Here is a 19783-nt window from a genome sequence, read left to right as displayed (position 1 = left end):
ATTTAGAAAAAAATAGCAGAGTTTCAGAAAAATACAAATTGAAAAATCAGGCAATAACTATTGTTTTGTAGTCTATTAATATAAAAATTCTCAACTACAATGAAAAAAACAGTACTCTTATTTATAACCTGCTTGTGTTTTGGTGTGTTTTCGGCAATGGCCCAAAATGTGAACATTCCAGATACTAACTTTAAAAACTATTTATTAGGAAATACAGCAATTAATACCAATAGCGATTCAGAAATTTCTGTAGCAGAAGCACAGGCTTTTACAGGAACTATATCTGCAACAGGACTTGGCATTACAGATTTAACAGGAATTGAAGCCTTTGTAAATATTACCATTTTAGAAGTGTATGCAAATAACCTAACATCGTTAGATGTTAGTAATAATACTAGTTTAACACGATTACATTGTGCGGACAACCAAATAACCACATTAGATGTTAGTAATATTCCAACATTAAATCAAGTTCATTGTCAAAACAATCAGCTTGTAGAATTAAATTTAGCTAATGGCAACAATGCTAATTTTATATATATGAAATCTTATAACAACTCTAGCCTTACTTGTATACAAGTAGATGCAGGTACTGTGCCACCCGCTAACGTAGGATTGTATGATGTGGGTTGGACGCGAGATTTAGAAACTAGAGTCGTAGAAGACTGTAGTGTTAGCGTAACTTACATCACTATTCCAGATGCTAATTTTAAGTCTTATTTAGTTAGTAACAGTGCAATTAACACAGATTATGATCAAGAAATATCTGTTGCAGAAGCTCAGGCTGTCTCGGGAGCACTAGATGTAAGTAGTTTGGCAATTTCAGATTTAACTGGGATTGAAGCTTTCATCAATCTTATCGCATTAGATTGTAGTGATAATACAATTACGGCTTTAGATGTGTCAACTATTACAGGTCTTACCAATTTAAATTGTAAAGAAAATAATATTGGTAGTTTAAATGTGCAGGGGACTTCTTTAATAATTTTAGATGCTGAAGATAACAGTTTAACGAGTTTAGATGTTTCAAATTTAGCGTCCTTAACAACTTTAAATACAAGATCTAATAATATTTCAAATTTAAATCTTCAAGGGGCAACTGGTCTTGAGGTTTTAAATTGTAGCGATAATAGCTTATCTACGTTAAATGTAAGTTTAAATACGAATCTTATTGATTTAAATTGTAGTGATAATAGCTTAACAAATGTAGATGTGACTAATTTAGCAGTTTTAACAGCTTTAAATATTAGTGACAATACCATATCGTCTATCGTGCTTACCGCGAATTCAAATTTAAATACATTAACAGCAAACGATAATAACTTAACTAGTATTGATGTTTCTAATAATACTTTATTAACTGAATTAATTGTGGCGAGTAATAGCTTAACAAGTATAGATATTACTAATAACACAACGCTTACTGCTGTAGATTTCCAAGATAATTCAATCAGTAGTCTAGATATTAGCAATAACCCTAGTTTAACTAGAATTCACGCTGCTTTTAACCAATTTACAACTTTTGATATTAGTGCTTATCCTCAAATAAATCAATTGTTAATATATGACAATCAGCTTACTAGTTTAAATGTGGCTAATGGCAATAACTCTAATTTTGTATATATGAAGGTATATAATAATCCTGATTTAACATGTGTACAAATAGATTCAGGATATACACCAAACCAAGTAGGTGTGTATGATAATGGATGGACAAAAGATACAACCACAAACTATAGTGAAAATTGTATTCCTACAGTGTATTATGTTAATGCAAACGCCACAGGAAATAATGACGGAAGCTCTTGGACAGATGCTTTTACTAGCATTGAAGATGCCCTAAATAATGCATTATTAAATGATGAAATTTGGGTGTCAAGTGGTGTTTATACTCCAGTAACAGCAGCTTCAGTATTAACATTAGATTTAGAAAACTTAAAAATCTATGGTGGTTTTGATGGTACTGAGTTAACCTTAACAGATCGCGATTTAACTAAAGTATTTACAGATAATGCTACTATTATTTCTGGAGATATTAATGGTGATGATATTGAAGGTGATTTTACAGCTAATAAAACCGATAATGCCACAACATTAGTAAGTCTTGAAGATGATAATGTCATTTTTGATGGTTTTGTTCTTCAGAATGCGTATACCTATGGGGCTAGTCCTGTTATCGCAACTAATACCAATGTTACCAATTTTACTTTGAAAAATACATGGATTTCAGAAAATTACAGTGGAGGCTTACTATTAGATTGGAGAAGATTTTCTGGAGACTTGGTGGTTGAAAATGTAGCAATAACCAACAATGCGACCAATAATGGTGTTGTTTTAGTAGAGCATAGTGCCTCAAATTTAGATGAGTTAACGTCTCATTGGTCAAATATTCTATTTACAGATAATACGTATAATTCAGACTTTGGTGCAATTTGGTTTAGAAGAAGTACGTCTTCAAATGGTAACAGAAGTATAGTTCACTATTTAAATAATGCTACAATTGTAAATAACGTTAACAACCATGCTTCCGTACAACATGTCGTTAACGTTAGTGGAAGTGGTTGGATTCGTCTTGAAACAAGAAACAGTATTTTTTGGCAAAATAAATATAATGGAAGCCAATTCAGTACGGTAGATATTGAAAACAGTAAAACAAGTGAAGGTAATAGCCAAACCATTAATGTTTACAACACTGTAGCGCAGGTTACATCAGCTGCAACTTCTGGGACTTACAATGCAAGTAATTTGACGATATTAGACCCATCAATGGATAATTTAAATTTAGATGCTGCTTATAAACCAACATCAGCTTCAAATTATATTATAGATCAAGGAGATAATACGTATTATAACACAGCAATTTTTTCAAGTTTAGATTTATCCGGAAACGATAGATTTTTTAATACAACTATAGATTTAGGTGCCTACGAATATAATTCCGCTTTAGGATTTGATGAGGTGTCTGTAAGTTCAAATACAGTAAATTTATATCCAAACCCTGTAAATGATACATTATATATTCAATCTGAGGTACAAATTGAAAGTGTAGCAATTTACAATGTTAATGGACAATTGGTTAAAAAATCTCAGGTTATTAACCACGGAATTGATACGTCTAACTTACCTGCAGGATTTTATCTTATTCAAATGAAAACGGCAACAAAATCGGTAACTCAGAAGTTTTTTAAAAACTAGATTAGTAACATATAAAAGCGCTCATTTTTGTGAGCGTTTTTTATAAAATCACATACAATATATATTATGAAATTACTTAAATATGGTGCGATAGTATTATATGCACTGGTTATGACCGCTTGTGCCTCAGATGATAGTAATAATTCTTATGAAAATAATATTACAATAGAAGCTTCTGCATATGAAATGAATGCTGCTGTTGTCGAGACTTCATTCAATAGTGTGTATTTAAATTTAACGAATATTACAGAGGCACAAATTGAAGACTCTTTTTCAGGGACTACAATTAATAATGTCGATTTATTTACGGCACAAATTAATGATTCTGATTTTACTCCTAATTCCACTTATGATTTCGATGAAATTTTAAGCTTAGAATTTGTTGTAAATGGAAGTATTATTGATGGAGAAAATGAAGATGGATTTGTTCAGTGCTACAAAAACGGAAATAATACTGGCTTAGAAATAACTGAAGGAAGCTTAACCATTATAGATTATGACGTAGATGGTATTCAGTTAAGTTTTGCGTTTACAAGGGCAGATGGTATTGAAATTACGGGAGTTTACGATGGTTCGTATATTTATATAAATGAATTTTATTTAGATTAGAAGTTACCAGATTAAGACTATAAAAAAAGCACACTTTCTAATAGTGTGCTTTCTTTATTAATTATCTTATATTTAGCTATTTAGCTATTTAGCTATTTAGCATCACTGGCATTACAAGCATGGTAACAAGTTCGCCTTCATCTAATCCATCAATTGGTGTTAAGATGCCTGCTCTATTTGGCAAACTCATTTCTAACTGTACGTCGTCAGAACCTAAATTATTAATCATTTCGGTTAAGAAACGCGAGTTAAAACCAATTTGCATGTCGTCACCTTGATAATCACAAGTTAAACGTTCTTCGGCTTTGTTTGAGTAATCGATGTCTTCAGCAGAAATATTTAGTTCTGCACCAGCAATTTTAAGTCTAATTTGGTGGGTTGTTTTGTTAGAAAATATACTAACACGACGAACAGAGTTTAAAAATTGCGTTCTATCTATTACCAATTTATTTGGATTCTCTTTTGGTATTACCGCTTCGTAATTAGGATATTTTCCATCGATTAAACGGCAAATTAATACAGAGTTTTCAAAAGTAAACTTAGCGTTAGATTCATTATATTCTACTAAAACATCATCATCACTTCCTGCTAAAATTCCTTTTAAAAGATTTAAAGGTTTCTTAGGCATAATGAATTCTGCAGTTTCAGTAGCACTAACATCATTTCTAGTATATTTCACCAATTTATGAGCATCAGTTGCTACAAACGTTAAGTTATCTTGAGAAAACTGAAAAAACACACCACTCATTACAGGTCTTAAATCATCATTACCAGCTGCAAAAATAGTTTTACTAATGGCAGTGGCTAAAATGTCTCCCATTATCGTTGTGGTACTAGCATCTTCGATAGAAACTGCATTTGGGAATTCCGCACCATCAGCATAAGCTAAGGCATATTTACCATGATTAGAGCTAATTTCAACCGTATTATTTTCTTCAACAACAAAAGTTAATGGTTGCTCCGGAAAAGTCTTTAAAGTATCTAAAAGTAAACGTGCAGGTAAAGCAATACTACCTTCAGAGTCACTTTCTACATCGATCGTCGCAGACATTGTTGTTTCTAAATCACTAGCCGAAATCGTTAATTTTGATTGGCTGAGTTCAAATAGAAAATTATCTAAAATAGGAAGTGTATTACTGTTATTAATAACGCCTCCTAATACTTGAAGTTGCTTTAATAAATATGTGCTTGAAACAATAAATTTCATACTAAATATATGTGTTTAATACTTTTAATTGGTCTTACAAATATATCTTAATAGATGGGTTTAATAAAACAAACTTATTAACAAAATGGGCTTAAGAATACACAATTCGTAATAAATCTTTTAAAGAATTTTAAGATGCGTATTTGCGTTTTCTTAAAAAATAAAATACAAAACCAAATACAGCTAAAAGTATGAGTGGCAAGGCTATATTAATAAATTGCCAAGTACCTTTTGTTTCTTTTACTTTATCAGCATCTAAAAATGCGACAGTAATTTCTTTGGCTCTAATGTTTATAAGTCCTGTGTCGTCTAAAAGGTAATTCACTGCATTAAGCAGAAATTCTTTATTGCCAAACGATTTTCCTGTCAACTGATCAAAGCCTAGTTCTAAAGGTCTATTTTTTATAACGTCGTTTTTTGCGACGTTGCCGTCTGAAATAACAACCATTTTGGTAGCTGTACTTTTAGATTTATAATTTTTTACCTTAAATGGTAAAACACGTTTATCATACACAGACGTAAATTCACCTTCTAATAAAACAGCTAAGTTTTGAGAGCCTAAGTTGTAACTTGCTTCATCTGGAGCTTGTGTTACATTGGCCAATGAAATTGTTGTTGGCGCACCTTCGGTTTTAGATTTAGGTGAACTTTGCAATAGTATGGATTTTTTTATTCCATTTTTTAAGGTATCAATCGGACTGGCAAAATCAAATTTTACAATGTTTAAATTCTTCGTAATAGGATGTTTTGGGTTAGACGCTGCCAATGGCGAATATTGCCATTGAATAGGTTGCATTTGCGCCTGACTACCTTCGCCAATAGACAACATAATAGGCGCAGAGTAAAGGTCCTTTACTAAAGTAGGATTAACACGAACACCATATTTAAAGAAAAAGTCATTCAACTTTAAATCTCGCATAATAGAAACTCCAGTTCCTGTGGCATTGTACAGACTATCCTTGTCCATTACCACAGCTTCTGTAAGCCAAAGACTTTTTCCACCATTCATGGTAAATTGATCTAAAACGAGTTTTTCGTTTTCAGAAAACGCTATACTAGGTTTTACAGAAACGACAAGGTCATATTGTTCTAACTTTTCTAAAGTCCCTTGTGGATTGGTCGCTACACTGTCTAAAGTAAATTGCGCTAAATTGTAGTATGGTTTTATTGTTTTTAGAAAATCTGCAATATAAATATCATCTAACTGGCCGTTACCTTTTAAAATGGCAATCGTTTTTTCTTTAGGTTTAACCAATTTACTAAATCCATCCGCAAAGGCATATTCTAAAGATTGAACTGAATTATTAATCTGCTCTGGTAAACCAAGTGTAATACTTCGTTTTAAAAGCGGAATCTTTAAAGTTTGGTCTTTGTAACTAGCAAAAGCCCAAGGGAAAATAATGTCTTGTGTTACTTTTCCGGTACTGTTGTCAGTATTAATATAAGGTTCTAAACCAGCATTTGTAAGTTCTTCTATGTATTGCTGACGGGTCGCTTCATCTTTTACTGGGTCAATGTAGTTAACGAAAATTTGTTTTGATTCTAGTTGAAATTCTTCAACCATTTGTTTGACTTCAGTTTGAAGTAACCTAAATTCTGAAGGAAAGTCACCTTCTAAAAACACATCGATTACCAAAGGCGAATCTAAATCGCTAATCAATGCTTTTGAAGCATCAGACAACGTATAACGCTGATCCTTGGTTAAATCAAAGCGTTGGTATATGGAGCTCGATATGGCATTAACAATAACAAGCCCAATAATAATGGCTATGATATATAGTATAGTTTTATTCTTTTTCATTCTCGAAGGTTATTTCTTCTTGATAAGGTTTTACAGCAACAACTTTATCGTCTTTAAATATTATTTGCACACATTCTTTTTGGTCATTAAAAGCGCCAGGTTCTATACCAAGTCCATAATTCCATATATTGGTGTCATGGGTTTTATTGGCATCGTCCCAACTGAGCCATTCTGCTTTTCCTAAACGTGCAGTTATGTCTTGTTTTGAAAGTCCTATGAGTGTGTTAGATTCAATAGTGTTATCTATCATTTCGTAACGTAATGCCGGATTTTCTAGCCAAGCCTCACTATCAAAATGTTTTTGATGATGATAGTTGCTTATGATGTTTATAAACGGATAAAACATATAGAAATACACAAAAGGGGTTAACACCAGGCTAATTATTGCTGTTAACCACTTGCGTTTATCTACTGTGTTTAAAAACAAAAACAATAGCACAAACACAACGATTAAAAATAGGATTAATAAAGGTGTGATGATCATATTAGTGTTTTTGAATTCTAAGTTTTGTAAATAATAAGAAGGCTAAGGCAATACTTATAAAATATATTAAATCTCTAGTGTCTATTACACCACGACTCATACTGTTGTAGTGGGCAGACATTCCTAAATTTTCCATGTAAATAAGATCGCCAAAAACATTGTAATTAGAGATACCTTCAAAACCAAAATAGAAAAAGAAACAGATAAAAACGGCAATGATAAATGCGACAATTTGATTGTCTGAAAGCGTAGAGGCAAACACACCAATGGCTGTGTAAGCGCCTACTAAAAACAATAAACCAAAGTAAGAACCAATAGTGCTTCCCATGTCTAGATTACCTTGAGGATTTCCTAATTGCGAAACAGTGTAAACATAGAGCAATGTTGGAATCAAAGCCATGATAATCAATACAAATGCTCCAAAATATTTACCTAATACAATCTGAAAATGAGAAATTGGTTTAGTTACCAATAACTCTAAAGTACCTTGTTTTTTCTCATCACTAAAACTACGCATCGTTACCGCAGGTACAAGGAAAATAAGGATCCAAGGCGCTAATAAAAAGAAGGAAGATAAGCTGGCTAAGCCGTTATCTAAAATATTAAAATTGCCTTTAAAAACCCAAAGAAATAAACCATTGAGTAATAAAAACACACCTATTACTAAATAGCCAATTGGAGAGGCGAAAAAGGTGCTTATTTCTTTTTTAAGTATTGCTAACATAGTTTAAATTCAGTGTTCAGTGTTCAGTGTTCAGTGTTCAGTGTTCAGTAATTAGTATTTCGTGTTCAATTTTTAGTTTTTCATTTTTTATCTTATCAACCATCAACCTAACCAAGGGACGCAATTTTATCTACGCTCCACGCTTCAGGTTTATCATTAAATAAAGGTTTCGTTTTAGACCAAACAGCTTTAAACAAATCAGAATGTCTGTACGTATTTAAATCCTCTTCAGAATTCCAATAACTGTAGGTGAAAAAGATGTTGGTGTTATGCTGATCTCTATAGAGTTCTAAAAAATTACAACCTTCAAAATTCCTAATTTTATCTTTAACCGTTTCAAAATTAGCCAAGAATTCTTCAATTTTAGAAGGTTCAAAACTCAATTTTACAATTCTTACTAACAAATCCTTTAATTTTTATAAAAATTCACCGTAACCGTATCCATATTTTTCAATCCCATTAAAGTAGATGCACCACCAACGGTTAAGCAATTACTCTTATACACCGCAATTTCTAAGTAGCCAGAAGAATTAAATACCACTAAACCTTTTCCATCAACATTGCGTTTAGATTCTTCAACACTAAAATCAATAATATCTGTAAACTTGGTATAGATTTTATCAAATTTATGATTACGTGCAGACACCTCAAACTTTCTTAATTTTTGAACCGATTCAAAAAATGGACGTTTAATATTTGTAACCACATTGCCATAATTGTCTATATATATAACACTACCAATAATTTGGTTTTGTTCATCATTAACAAACGGGATTAAATTCTTTATCGGTTTAATAGTGTTAATAACTTTTCCAATGACATCTAAGGTTCCACCACGTGCAATATGGCAAGCCACTTTTACAAAAATGTCTAAAACAGGGAAATTAGTTTCTACCTTATCATGTATATTAATTTCTACAATTTTTTCAGGAGCAATCTCATTACAAATCATACTCATAATGCCGTTATTGGCACATATAAAGTAATGGTCGTCTAACTTAACTGCAATGTGCTTATTTTCAGGACTTAACTCAGAATCTATTCCAATTAAATGGATCGTTCCTTTAGGGAAACTACTATATGCATTTTGAATAATATAAGCCGCTTCAGAAATATTAAATGGCGAAATAGAATGCGAAATATCAACAATATTAATTTCATTAAGCTCACTAAAAATAGCGCCTTTTGTAGCACCAACGAAGTGGTCTTTTTCTCCAAAATCAGTCGTTAAAGTGATTATAGCCATGGATTGATTGTTGATATTTTTTTTAAATTTATGATTGTAAAATTATTAGCTTTGTGTGTACACGTATGGTGTACAAAATTAATAAAAGAAAACAGATTAACGCATTAAATAAAGCACGCTTTTGAACGAACTTATCCTAGAACTCGAAGAAATCACACCAAAAGAATTCTTCGGTGCACAAAATGCAAATATTGCACTACTTAAAAAGTATTTTCCAAAACTAAAAATAGTGGCTAGAGGCAATAAAATTAAAGCCTATGGAGACGAAGATCTTCTCGAAGAGTTTGATCGTAGAATGACCATGCTCATTAAGCACTTTGCCAAGTACAATAAGTTAGATGAAAATGTCATAGAGCGCGTATTAACAAGTCAGAGTAGTGATGATTATGCAACATCAGCAAAAAGCGGTGAAGTTATAGTGCATGGCGTTGGCGGAAAACTTATAAAAGCGCAGACCGCAAACCAGCGTAAGCTAGTAGAGAGTGTGCGTAAAAATGATATGGTTTTTGCTATAGGACCTGCCGGAACTGGTAAAACCTATACAGGTGTGGCACTAGCCGTACAAGCGTTAAAGAGTAAAGAAGTAAAACGTATTATATTAACACGTCCTGCGGTAGAAGCAGGCGAAAACTTAGGGTTTTTACCAGGCGATTTAAAAGAAAAATTAGATCCTTACATGCAACCTTTGTACGATGCTTTACGCGATATGATTCCCGCAGAAAAACTAGACAGCTATATAGAAAAAGGGGTTATACAAATAGCACCTTTGGCTTTTATGCGTGGTCGTACCTTAGATAATGCTTTCGTTATATTAGATGAAGGACAAAATACAACCCATGCCCAAATGAAGATGTTTTTAACACGTATGGGAAAAAACGCTAAATTTCTATTAACAGGAGATCCTGGCCAAGTAGATTTACCACGTCGTACCACTTCAGGATTGAAAGAAGCACTATTAGTTTTAAAAAATATAGATGGCATTGGTATGATTTATCTAGATGATAAAGATGTTATAAGACATAAACTCGTTAAAAAAGTCATAGCAGCCTATAAAAGTATAGAAAACAGAGATTAATTTTTTTTAGAAGCTATTTCCAGCTTTCCGCTATATCTTTTTTGCTTTAATGGCAAAAAAGGATGCCGCTTCAATCTGGGCTAGGGCTTACCAAACCATAATAATTACAAGACATAAGTAGTTAAAAGCGATTATAAAAAATGAACAATACAATTACAGATACCAATTTTAATTTTCCTAATCAAAAAAGTCTATACAAAGGCAAAGTAAGAGCTGTTTATAATATTAACGATGAGCAATTAGTAATGGTAGCGACAGATCGTTTAAGTGCTTTCGATGTGGTTATGCCAAAAGGAATTCCGTACAAAGGGCAAATTCTAAACCAAATTGCAACCAAAATGATGAAAGAAACCGAAGATTTGGTACCCAATTGGTTGGTCGCTACACCAGACCCAAATGTGGCTGTAGGTCATTTATGTGAACCATTTAAAGTAGAAATGGTGATAAGAGGTTATATGTCTGGCCATGCAGCAAGAGAATATAAAGCAGGTAAACGTATGCTTTGTGGTGTGCCAATGCCAGAAGGTATGAAGGAAAACGATAAATTTCCATCGCCAATAATTACACCAGCGACTAAGGCAGAAATGGGAGACCATGATGAAGATATTTCTAGAGAAGACATTCTAAAAAAAGGAATTGTTTCAGAAGACGATTATAAAGTATTAGAAGATTACACAAAAAAACTCTTTCAACGCGGCACAGAAATCGCAGCAGCAAGAGGCTTAATATTAGTAGATACCAAATACGAATTTGGTAAAACCAAATACGGAAAAATTGTATTAATAGATGAGATACACACGCCAGATTCTTCACGTTATTTTTATGCAGACGGTTACCAAGAGCGTCAAGATAAAGGTGAATCTCAAAAACAATTGTCAAAAGAATTTGTAAGACAATGGTTAATTGCTAATGATTTTCAAGGATTAGAAGGGCAAACGGTACCTTTTATGAGTGATGAATATATAGAATCTGTAAGCGAACGTTATATAGAATTGTACGAAAACATCACTGGTGATACATTTGTAAAAGCAGATGTTTCGGATATTCAGAGTAGAATAGAAGCTAATGTTTTGGCGTATTTAAAGTAGAAATATTTATTCCTATCAAAGGAAGGCGAGATACCATGTAATATTTAATAATTAGAATTTGATTCAGAAATCCATCTAATTATGAGATTTCTCGTCGCTCATGCATCGTTCAGTTATTATGACAAGGCGCTATTCTTCAACCTCTTTTTCTTGAATAACTACTTTATCTTTTTTGAAAATAGGAACTAAATACGATAGATTAAATCCAAATCCACCTCCAAAAGCACTACTGTCATAAGTTCTATTATAACCAGGAATGTAGAGGTTTTCGTAATTGTCAATGTCTTTATCTGTTATTAGCACCTTTAATTGAAGATTAATTCCGGCAAAGAAATTATTAAATAGTTCTGCTTTCAATCCAATTTGTAATTCGGTCCAAAGGGCAGTTAATCCCGTAAATTCTGTTCCTTCAGTAATTGAATATTGCTGGTCCCAATACTGATTATACACATTGTAAATGGTATAATTATTTAAAGTCTGACTAAATGTACTCGCACCAACTCTAAAGCCAGCATAGATCATGTTTTCCATGTCGAGCCAGTTTTTGTAGAAATTAATATCTATTCCTCCTTTAAAATAACTGCCTTTGGTTGTGTTATTGAGGTAATCTGTTTCAAGTGTTTTTTCTTCGTTACCTATTTCACCTGCGATATAGATACGTTTAGAAAGACGATAATCACCCATAATTTCAAATCCTGTATAGTCATCATCAAAATAGGTACGCGCTAATTTACTAATATCTGCGCCTAGCCTTAAACCATACTTTTGCTTGTACACTAAGGTATCGTTAATTGTTTTCTTGTCGTTTTGTGCATAAGCCATTGCCGAAAACAACAGCAGTATTGTTACAATTCTAATGATAGATGCGTACATGTGTTGTGTTTTCATTTTCTACAGAATTCTCTATGTTGTCTTCAATTATGATACTAGAAATCCATGGGTTGGAGTCTAAAATTCTAGTAACATTAAGTTGCGTAAATATTGTTTTGTAACCACAAGCTCTAGAAACATAGCTAAAGTCAATTTGGTAGGTGATTTCAAGTATATCAATATTAGATACTGTATCTTCATCTGTGTCTAACCTTGAGCTCGTGTCTTTTTCTAAAACATAGCGTGTGGTAACAAAATTATTTCCTAAATCGTCCGTAAGTTTTAATGGTAATGCAATTATATCTGTATTGGTATCAAATACATATAAATCTTCATTTTCATAATCTACTATAATACTATCAGAGGAAGCTGTAGGTTCTGTAACCATACCATTTTCATCAACAACTAAACCTTCACCGTAGGCTGTGAGTCTAGGCACATCCTTTAATTCTTCAGCGTCATCCATATCATAGAATTCAATGATTAATCTTGGCGTGGTCGTTGTCGTTGATGCACAAATATCATCGCGCTCACAGTTAATGAGTGCAATGGCCATACATAGTACAAGGTATTTTATGTTTTTCATTTATAATTTCTCAAATAAAACTACGGTTTCGATATGTGCTGTATGCGGAAATTGATCTACTAAACTTAGTTTTTTAATTGCATAACCTGCTTCCATTAATTGCTCGGTATCTCTTGCTTGTGTTGCTGGATTACAAGATACATAAACCAAACGTTCTGCCTTTAGGTTTATTATTTTTTTAAGAGTTTTTGGCGCAATACCAGCTCTGGCAGGATCTAAAATAATAGTTCTTATTTTATTGGTGTATTCTGGGTGTTCACTTAAAAATTTGCCTACATCTGCAGCATAGAATTTTAGGCCTTCAATGTGATTTCGTTTCGCATTTTCTTTAGCGTCTTCAATAGCTGCCGCAACGATATCTACACCAACAATTTTAGTGTTTTCGGCTTTGTTGGCTATGATTTGTCCAATAGTTCCTGTACCACAAAATAAATCTAAAACAACCGTGTTATCTACGGCGTCTTTGTTTTCTAAGGCATAATCTACAACCTTAGTGTATAATTTTTCAGCACATTTAGGGTTGGTTTGAAAAAAGCTTTTCATGCTAATTTCAAAATTTAGATCGAGTAATTCTTCTACGATTTTATCAGCACCATAAACTAAAGAGATTTGGCCTGTGGTTGCAATGGTTCTATCACCTGTTTCATCATTTATAGTATGTAATAAACCTGCAACTCTGTCACCAAATAATTCCACCAAATACTGAGCAAATTTATTTAAGTCAAATTGAGGTAAATCATAAGATGTGGTCACTAAATTAAATAATAGTTGATTGGTTTTGTATGATTTTCTGACCACAAAATATCTAAAGAAGCCTTCTCTTTTTGGTGGATGCCATGGCGCTAAACCAGTGTCTACGCAATAGGCCTTAATAGCTTTTAGATGATTTTCTAGTTCGGCATCAAATAGACCAGAATCTTTCTTTAAGTCATCACCACACCACCAAGTGCCACGTTTTTTAAATCCGAGGGTAAATTCATCAACATCAGTTTTTTTATCGTGGTCATAACCTATGGCAGAGAAGCCATATTCCATTTTATTTCTATAATGAAACGTATTTGGAGAGGTTACAAATTCATCAAATTTGTCTTCGATATCATCAACTTTTCCAATTCGCTTAAATAGCTCTAGTGTACTTTGTTTTTTATATTGATGTTGTTTTTCAATAGGTAAATTCATATAAGGTGCACCCGGAATACTTTGATATGGCATATCTACTTCATCTTCTGAAGGCTTTAAGACTTCAAAAAGTTTACCTTCTGCGTATTTTTTACTGCTCTTTTTAATCTGAGTTTTTACGAGCTGACCTGGTAACGTATTGGGTACGAAAACAACAAATTCGCCATGCTCATTTCTTATGCGTCCTATGCCTTTGCCTCCAAATGCATAATCTTCAATTAATAGCTCTATAATTTGTCCGCGTTTTACAAATTTGTTCCGTTCTCTTCTTGGCATTTTCTATGATAATTAGGCTGCAAAGATAGGTGCAATTTTGCGAATACTAAAGCTGAAAATGATGCGAATACTTCTAGCGTAAACACAAATAAAAAACGACTTAGATTTCTCTAAGCCGCTTTGATTAATTAAGGGTAAGGCGTTTAGTGCTTATTAAATTTTTCTAGGATTTTTCCCATTTGTTTTCCTGCAGCTTCTCGTCCGCCAAGACCAAATGATAATACAACGGTAAGTGCTACTGTACCTAAGGTAATACCAAAGGCTAGATTCACTATTTCATCTGCAATGCCCATAGAACGTAATCCTATAGCCAGAAAAATGGCTATGATGCTAATTTTTACGATAGACACAACAAAAGGGTTGTTTTTGCTATTTAAAGCTTTAGTAAATAGGTTAGAGATTATGAGTCCTATGCCAATAATCACAATACCAAATAAGATTTTACCAGCATAAGCTAATACGGTGTCAATGATTTCAGTAAGTTGTGTGAATTCTAGTTTTTCAAATGCCGTTAGCATACCAAATACAACAATCAGCGCATAGGCAATATTAGATATAAAATGAGCTACACTTTTAGTGCCAACATACTCAGATATGTTCATTTTTGAAACTAAGCCATCTACATTTAGACTTTGTAATAGTTCTTTTAAGAGTTGAGCGACAAAACGACCAACAAAGACAAAAACTAATATAATAATAGTGGCAACTAATATTCTAGGAATAGCTTCAAAGAAAGAACTTAGCATTGTTGTCGCTGGTTCTGATATGGCTTTCATGTCTAAAATATGAAATGCAGAAATCAATATTGGGATAAAAATGAATATAAAAACGATTTTCTTTAAAATTGAAACAACATTGATGTGCTCTGGTAATTTTAATTTAGGTGTAAATTTCTGAATAGTATCACCAGATAACTCTACCAGCTCAGAAACAATAGTGGCTAGCATATAACCAATATAAGCGACTAATCCTGCACCAATAATATTAGGAATGTAATTTGTAAATCCGTTGAGTAAATTCTTTACTGGGTCTAAAACATCTGTTAAGCCAAGTTTCCCCAAAGCCAACATAAAAACAAATATCATAACTAAAAAGTAAAGTAGTTTACCGATAAATGAAGATAATTTAAGTTTTGAGTTTTTTAGTTTCTCATCTACACCAGTTTTTTTAATAAGTTTAGTCGTTACTCGTTTTACAAAACCGGCAATAAACCAACCAATTATAAGTATTAAAACGGCTGCAATAACACCAGATAAGCTTTCACCAAATGATGCCGTTAATTTGTTAAATAATTCTGTTAAATAGTCCATGGATAATTAAAGTTGAATAGTTAATGATTTATATTTGAGACACTTAATATTTTTAAAAGACACATAGATGCCTCTGTTTTTTACTAAATCGCATTTATTAAAATCGTGGTAGCAAGTGTAATTATAGCTACTCCATAGGAATTGATTTTTTTTGAAAAAAAAGTTATATATCTTAAAAATTGATGTTAAAAAATAAGGACTAATTTATTTTTGAAGACTATTATTTAGTAATTTGCAGTCTCTAGGGATGATTTCTTTCCCACGCTGAATTTTCGACTTCTCGAAAGGATAAAGGTAGATAAGGAATGGATATTTTATTCATTTATTAAATTATTTTTAAAATGGCTGTTTTAGACCAAGTAACATCGCAAGAAGCGATAGAATTAGAAAACAAGTATGGTGCACATAATTATCACCCATTACCAGTAGTATTGAGTAGAGGAGAAGGTGTACATGTTTGGGATGTAGAAGGAAAACAATACTATGACTTTCTTTCGGCATATTCTGCAGTAAACCAAGGACATTGTCATCCAAAAATTGTGGCTGCAATGACTGCACAAGCGCAAACATTAACGTTAACATCACGAGCATTTTATAATGATATGCTTGGTAAGTATGAAAAATTTGCTTCAGAATTATTTAATTTCGATAAGCTATTACCAATGAATACTGGTGCAGAAGCTGTAGAAACAGCTTTAAAACTCTGTAGAAAATGGGCCTATGAGGTTAAAGGAATAGATGAAAATGAAGCCGAAATTGTAGTTTGCGAAAATAATTTTCACGGAAGAACGACAACAATTATTTCATTTAGTAACGATCCAGTGGCGCGTAAAAACTTTGGACCATATACCAATGGATTTATTAAAATAGAATACAATAATCTTGATGCGTTAGAGCAGACCTTACAGAATAATGCTAATGTAGCAGGTTTCTTGGTAGAACCAATACAAGGTGAAGCTGGTGTGTATGTGCCTAGCGAAGGGTATTTGTCTAAAGCAAAGGCAATTTGTGAAAAGTATAATGTTTTATTTATTGCAGATGAGGTACAAACAGGTATTGCTAGAACGGGTAAAATGCTAGCTGTAGATCATGAAAATGTAAAACCAGATATTCTTATTCTGGGAAAAGCGTTATCAGGAGGCGCTTATCCTGTATCGGCTGTTTTAGCCAATGATCCTATCATGAATGTTATTAAACCTGGAAATCATGGCAGTACATTTGGCGGAAACCCAATAGCTGCAGCAGTTGCTATAGCCGCTTTAAATGTTGTTAAGGATGAAGATTTGGCTAATAATGCCGAGGAATTGGGGCAATTATTTAGAAGTGAGTTGTCTAAATTTATTGAAGCAAGCCCTATTGTTTCTGCTGTGAGAGGAAAAGGTTTATTAAACGCTATTTTAATTAATGACACAGAAGACAGTGACACAGCATGGAATATTTGTTTAAAACTAAGAGACCATGGTTTATTAGCAAAACCTACACATGGTAATATTATTCGTTTTGCACCACCTTTAGTGATGACTAAAGAACAATTATTAGATTGTATTTCAATTATAATTAAGACTTTAAAGGAATTTGAATAATAATTTAATTAGAGTTAAAGATAAAAAAAAGCGATTTTCTTAAATGAAAATCGCTTTTTTGAGTTTAATATAATTAAGAATCAATTATTCTCCAGCATCCTCAAGACCTTGTTGGTAGCCTTCCATAAATTCGTTGATGATCTCTTGTCTAGCTTCCCATCCACCTGTAGAGAGGTCATAGATATTATATAATAAGGTAATACCACAAATTATAGTAACCACTAAAGCAACAGTTTTTGCTGTAGTCATTGCTTTTACACTAGCTGGCTCATAGTCATCCGGACTTAGGCTAGCTTTTTTCAATCCACTATTTGCCATAAAAAAAGCAGGCGCTGAAAGAAAAATACCGAGTCCGCCAAAACAGCAACATAATAATCCAATAATAGATAAAACGTATACAGCTGCAGTATTTAATTTTTGTTGTTCCATGGTTAAATTTGTTTTAAATATATTTTGATTAGATAGTTTACAACGATTATTATAACGTTAGAGATTGCTAATATAAAGATAATTTTATTGCTGTTTTTAAAATTTTTAAAACTGTTAATTATTAAAAACACAAAAAAACCAATCAAAGTATAAATCGCAGGATACATAAAAAAAGCATCTACAAATTCACCTTTAAAAATTAAGGCTATTGAGCGTTGTAGACCACAACCCATACATTCATATCCAAATATCTTTTTATTTAGACAAGGTAACATAAAATCTTCTAATCCTTTAATTGTGGTAAGCATAACGCTAAATTAAGATTTTACTAAATACTATGACTATTGAATTTATTATTTTTCTAAAGCGTACTTTTGTGTTTTAATACATGAATTATGAATATATCCAGAACCATTAATTTAGTTTGTATTGTAGTTGGTGGCTTAGTGGCTTTTTTTGCACAAGCAGAACAAAAACAAAACACTTATGTTTTAATTGGTGGTATTGCTTTATTGATGTTTGGAATTTATAGAACATCGCGAAATATCCCGAGTAAGCATGATAAACCAGAAGAGTCTTTTATAAAAACTGAAAAAGAAGATGAAATTTAAAATAGGTGATAAGGTAGAAACTATAGATGATGATATCTCAGGTACGATAACAAAGATTTCTGAAAATACGGTCACAGTAGAAGATATAGATGGTTTTGATTTTCAATTTGAAAAACAAGAACTGATGCTTTTAGGGTCTGGTACGACCCTAGAACATGCTATTTATAACACAGATTTTGATGCAGTAAAAAAAGAAAAAGAAGTAAAAAAACGTACAGCCACACCTGCGGTAAAGCCAAAGGAACGACATGCACCAAAGTTTGAAGTAGACTTACATATTCATCATTTAACAAAATCATCTAAAGGCATGTCTAAATATGATATGCTTAACCTACAATTAGATACAGCACGTAGGCAATTAGAGTTTGCCATAAAAAAACGAATTCCTAAAATTGTATTTATACATGGAGTAGGAGAAGGGGTTTTACGCCAAGAATTAGAGACGCTATTTGGTAGGTACAATAATGTTAAATTTTATGATGCAGATTATAAAACTTACGGATTAGGTGCCACTGAGGTAAGAATTTTTCAGAATATTGCGCCTTAATCTGTAGTTTCCGGAACATAAGTTACTGTATACGATATCTCAAAGTCACCGTAATCTATATATGTAGAATTGATAATGTCAAATCCTGCATTTTCTATGATAAAACTTGTTGTTACGGATCTGGTATAAGTGCTTAAAATAAAACCAGAATCCTCATACGGATCATTAGCGCTTGTATGGTTGTATAAATAGCGATAAGTATCGATATCTTCAGCATCCGCAACTATGTTTTCTTGAGCTCTTGGGTTTTGACCAATAGAGGCATCCTCTAAACGAGTGAGAACACCGTCATCATCATCGTCGTCGTCTAAATAATCTAATGTACCATCTTCATCAGTATCTAGCCCATTGGTTAGCGGATCGTCATCACCATCAGCATTCGCTACATCAATTTCTAACGCCGTTCTTACATTATCATTATCATCGTCATCGTCTTTGTAATCTGGTAAGCCGTCACCATCGGAATCTTGCGGATCATCAATACCACCAGGTCCATACTCGTCTTCACTTGGTATACCATCGTTGTCATCATCTATAATGGTAGACGTAATATTAACGGTACCACTATCGGCTTCATAATCCTCAACAATATTTAAATCTCCAGGAGGTATTTCATCACACAATTCGTCGCTTTCTATAGATCTATTATAAGATCTTAAAATAAATCTTGTATTGTTTTCATCAATAGTAAGGGTTGATGTGGTGGCTTCGGTAAATAACAATTCGTTTTCATCATCTCTATCAATAATAAGCATTAATGCTTCATTAGGACTCGTCCGTGTATCATATAATAAATATGAGTTTATATTATTATCGCATCGAGCTAATTCTCCATCAAATTCAAGATCTATGGTAAGGATATCACCGTCATCACAGGCGACAATAAAAGCAAAACAAATTAGTAGTAATATACGACGTATCATAGAAACAATTTTAAACAAAAATAAAGGATTTGTAAAATTA

Annotated in this window: 20 protein-coding genes; 7 read left to right on the top strand and 13 right to left on the bottom strand. The window is 32.7% G+C overall.

The annotated features are described in order from the left end of the window. Positions 1-99 precede the first annotated feature (99 nt). Positions 100-3195 carry a T9SS type A sorting domain-containing protein gene (locus tag HNV08_RS09915; protein ID WP_173281163.1) on the top strand — a complete coding sequence of 1032 codons (3096 nt, stop codon included), beginning with the start codon at positions 100-102 and terminating at the stop codon, positions 3193-3195. Positions 3196-3261: 66 nt separating this feature from the next. Further along, positions 3262-3804, top strand: a complete 543-nt coding sequence (locus HNV08_RS09910; protein WP_173281162.1) for a hypothetical protein — start codon at positions 3262-3264, stop codon at positions 3802-3804. 88 nt (positions 3805-3892) lie between these two features. Here HNV08_RS09910 and dnaN read toward each other — a convergent pair whose 3' ends face one another. The 6 genes from dnaN to HNV08_RS09880 form a co-directional block, all read right to left on the bottom strand. Further along, positions 3893-5011, bottom strand: a complete 1119-nt coding sequence (gene dnaN / locus HNV08_RS09905; RefSeq protein WP_173281161.1) for a DNA polymerase III subunit beta — start codon at positions 5009-5011, stop codon at positions 3893-3895. 130 nt (positions 5012-5141) lie between these two features. Beyond that, a complete protein-coding gene (gene gldG, locus HNV08_RS09900) occupies positions 5142-6812 on the bottom strand; it encodes a gliding motility-associated ABC transporter substrate-binding protein GldG (protein ID WP_173281160.1) in 1671 nt (556 codons plus the stop codon). Beyond that, entirely contained in the window at positions 6799-7296 is a 498-nt protein-coding gene (locus tag HNV08_RS09895; RefSeq protein WP_173281159.1) for a hypothetical protein, read from the bottom strand. Before HNV08_RS09895 ends, gldG begins: the two co-directional genes overlap by 14 nt. 1 nt (position 7297) lies before the next feature. Further along, on the bottom strand, positions 7298-8020 hold the full coding sequence (gene gldF, locus HNV08_RS09890; protein ID WP_173281158.1) for a gliding motility-associated ABC transporter permease subunit GldF: 723 nt from the start codon (positions 8018-8020) through the stop codon (positions 7298-7300). Positions 8021-8127: 107 nt separating this feature from the next. Next, positions 8128-8424, bottom strand: a complete 297-nt coding sequence (locus HNV08_RS09885) for a putative quinol monooxygenase (protein WP_173281157.1) — start codon at positions 8422-8424, stop codon at positions 8128-8130. 5 nt (positions 8425-8429) lie between these two features. Further along, the gene (locus HNV08_RS09880) at positions 8430-9266 is read right to left on the bottom strand and encodes an SAM hydrolase/SAM-dependent halogenase family protein (RefSeq protein WP_173281156.1); all 837 of its coding nucleotides are present in this window, start codon (positions 9264-9266) and stop codon (positions 8430-8432) included. A gap of 121 nt (positions 9267-9387) precedes the next feature. Here HNV08_RS09880 and HNV08_RS09875 point away from each other — a divergent pair, with 121 nt between their 5' ends. Next, positions 9388-10341, top strand: coding sequence for a PhoH family protein (locus HNV08_RS09875; RefSeq protein ID WP_173281155.1), 954 nt, complete (start codon positions 9388-9390; stop codon positions 10339-10341). 140 nt (positions 10342-10481) lie between these two features. After that, complete coding sequence (locus tag HNV08_RS09870; RefSeq protein ID WP_173281154.1) at positions 10482-11429, top strand: phosphoribosylaminoimidazolesuccinocarboxamide synthase; 948 nt, start codon at positions 10482-10484, stop codon at positions 11427-11429. 129 nt (positions 11430-11558) lie between these two features. On the opposite strand, the gene HNV08_RS09865 is transcribed toward HNV08_RS09870, so the two are convergent. The 4 genes from HNV08_RS09865 to HNV08_RS09850 form a co-directional block, all read right to left on the bottom strand. After that, a complete protein-coding gene (locus HNV08_RS09865) occupies positions 11559-12317 on the bottom strand; it encodes a DUF6048 family protein (protein ID WP_241697207.1) in 759 nt (252 codons plus the stop codon). Next, positions 12283-12885 (bottom strand): DUF6452 family protein, encoded by a 603-nt coding sequence (locus HNV08_RS09860; RefSeq protein WP_173281153.1) that lies wholly within the window; start codon positions 12883-12885, stop codon positions 12283-12285. Before HNV08_RS09860 ends, HNV08_RS09865 begins: the two co-directional genes overlap by 35 nt. Further along, positions 12886-14340, bottom strand: coding sequence for a 23S rRNA (uracil(1939)-C(5))-methyltransferase RlmD (gene rlmD / locus HNV08_RS09855; protein WP_173281152.1), 1455 nt, complete (start codon positions 14338-14340; stop codon positions 12886-12888). It lies immediately after the preceding gene. Between the two features lie 143 nt (positions 14341-14483). Continuing rightward, on the bottom strand, positions 14484-15650 hold the full coding sequence (locus HNV08_RS09850; RefSeq protein WP_173281151.1) for a mechanosensitive ion channel: 1167 nt from the start codon (positions 15648-15650) through the stop codon (positions 14484-14486). 341 nt (positions 15651-15991) lie between these two features. Here HNV08_RS09850 and rocD point away from each other — a divergent pair, with 341 nt between their 5' ends. Next, entirely contained in the window at positions 15992-17233 is a 1242-nt protein-coding gene (gene rocD / locus HNV08_RS09845; RefSeq protein ID WP_173281150.1) for an ornithine--oxo-acid transaminase, read from the top strand. A gap of 84 nt (positions 17234-17317) precedes the next feature. Here rocD and HNV08_RS09840 read toward each other — a convergent pair whose 3' ends face one another. Next, positions 17318-17662, bottom strand: coding sequence for a CCC motif membrane protein (locus tag HNV08_RS09840; protein ID WP_173281149.1), 345 nt, complete (start codon positions 17660-17662; stop codon positions 17318-17320). Positions 17663-17664: 2 nt separating this feature from the next. Next, the gene (locus HNV08_RS09835) at positions 17665-17937 is read right to left on the bottom strand and encodes a DUF2752 domain-containing protein (protein ID WP_317170236.1); all 273 of its coding nucleotides are present in this window, start codon (positions 17935-17937) and stop codon (positions 17665-17667) included. Between the two features lie 120 nt (positions 17938-18057). Between HNV08_RS09835 and HNV08_RS09830 the strand changes: the two genes are divergently transcribed. Together HNV08_RS09830 and HNV08_RS09825 are read left to right on the top strand one after the other, a co-directional pair. Next, positions 18058-18273 carry a hypothetical protein gene (locus tag HNV08_RS09830; protein WP_173281147.1) on the top strand — a complete coding sequence of 72 codons (216 nt, stop codon included), beginning with the start codon at positions 18058-18060 and terminating at the stop codon, positions 18271-18273. Beyond that, complete coding sequence (locus tag HNV08_RS09825) at positions 18263-18820, top strand: Smr/MutS family protein (RefSeq protein WP_173281146.1); 558 nt, start codon at positions 18263-18265, stop codon at positions 18818-18820. The genes HNV08_RS09830 and HNV08_RS09825 overlap by 11 nt, the downstream gene beginning before the upstream one ends. Here HNV08_RS09825 and HNV08_RS09820 read toward each other — a convergent pair. Beyond that, a complete protein-coding gene (locus HNV08_RS09820) occupies positions 18817-19743 on the bottom strand; it encodes a hypothetical protein (protein WP_173281145.1) in 927 nt (308 codons plus the stop codon). The genes HNV08_RS09825 and HNV08_RS09820 overlap by 4 nt on opposite strands. Positions 19744-19783 lie beyond the last annotated feature (40 nt).

This window comes from Winogradskyella eckloniae (assembly GCF_013249045.1).
Classification (GTDB): Bacteria; Bacteroidota; Bacteroidia; order Flavobacteriales; family Flavobacteriaceae; genus Winogradskyella; species Winogradskyella eckloniae.
This window is presented reverse-complemented; position numbering and strand designations above follow the sequence as displayed.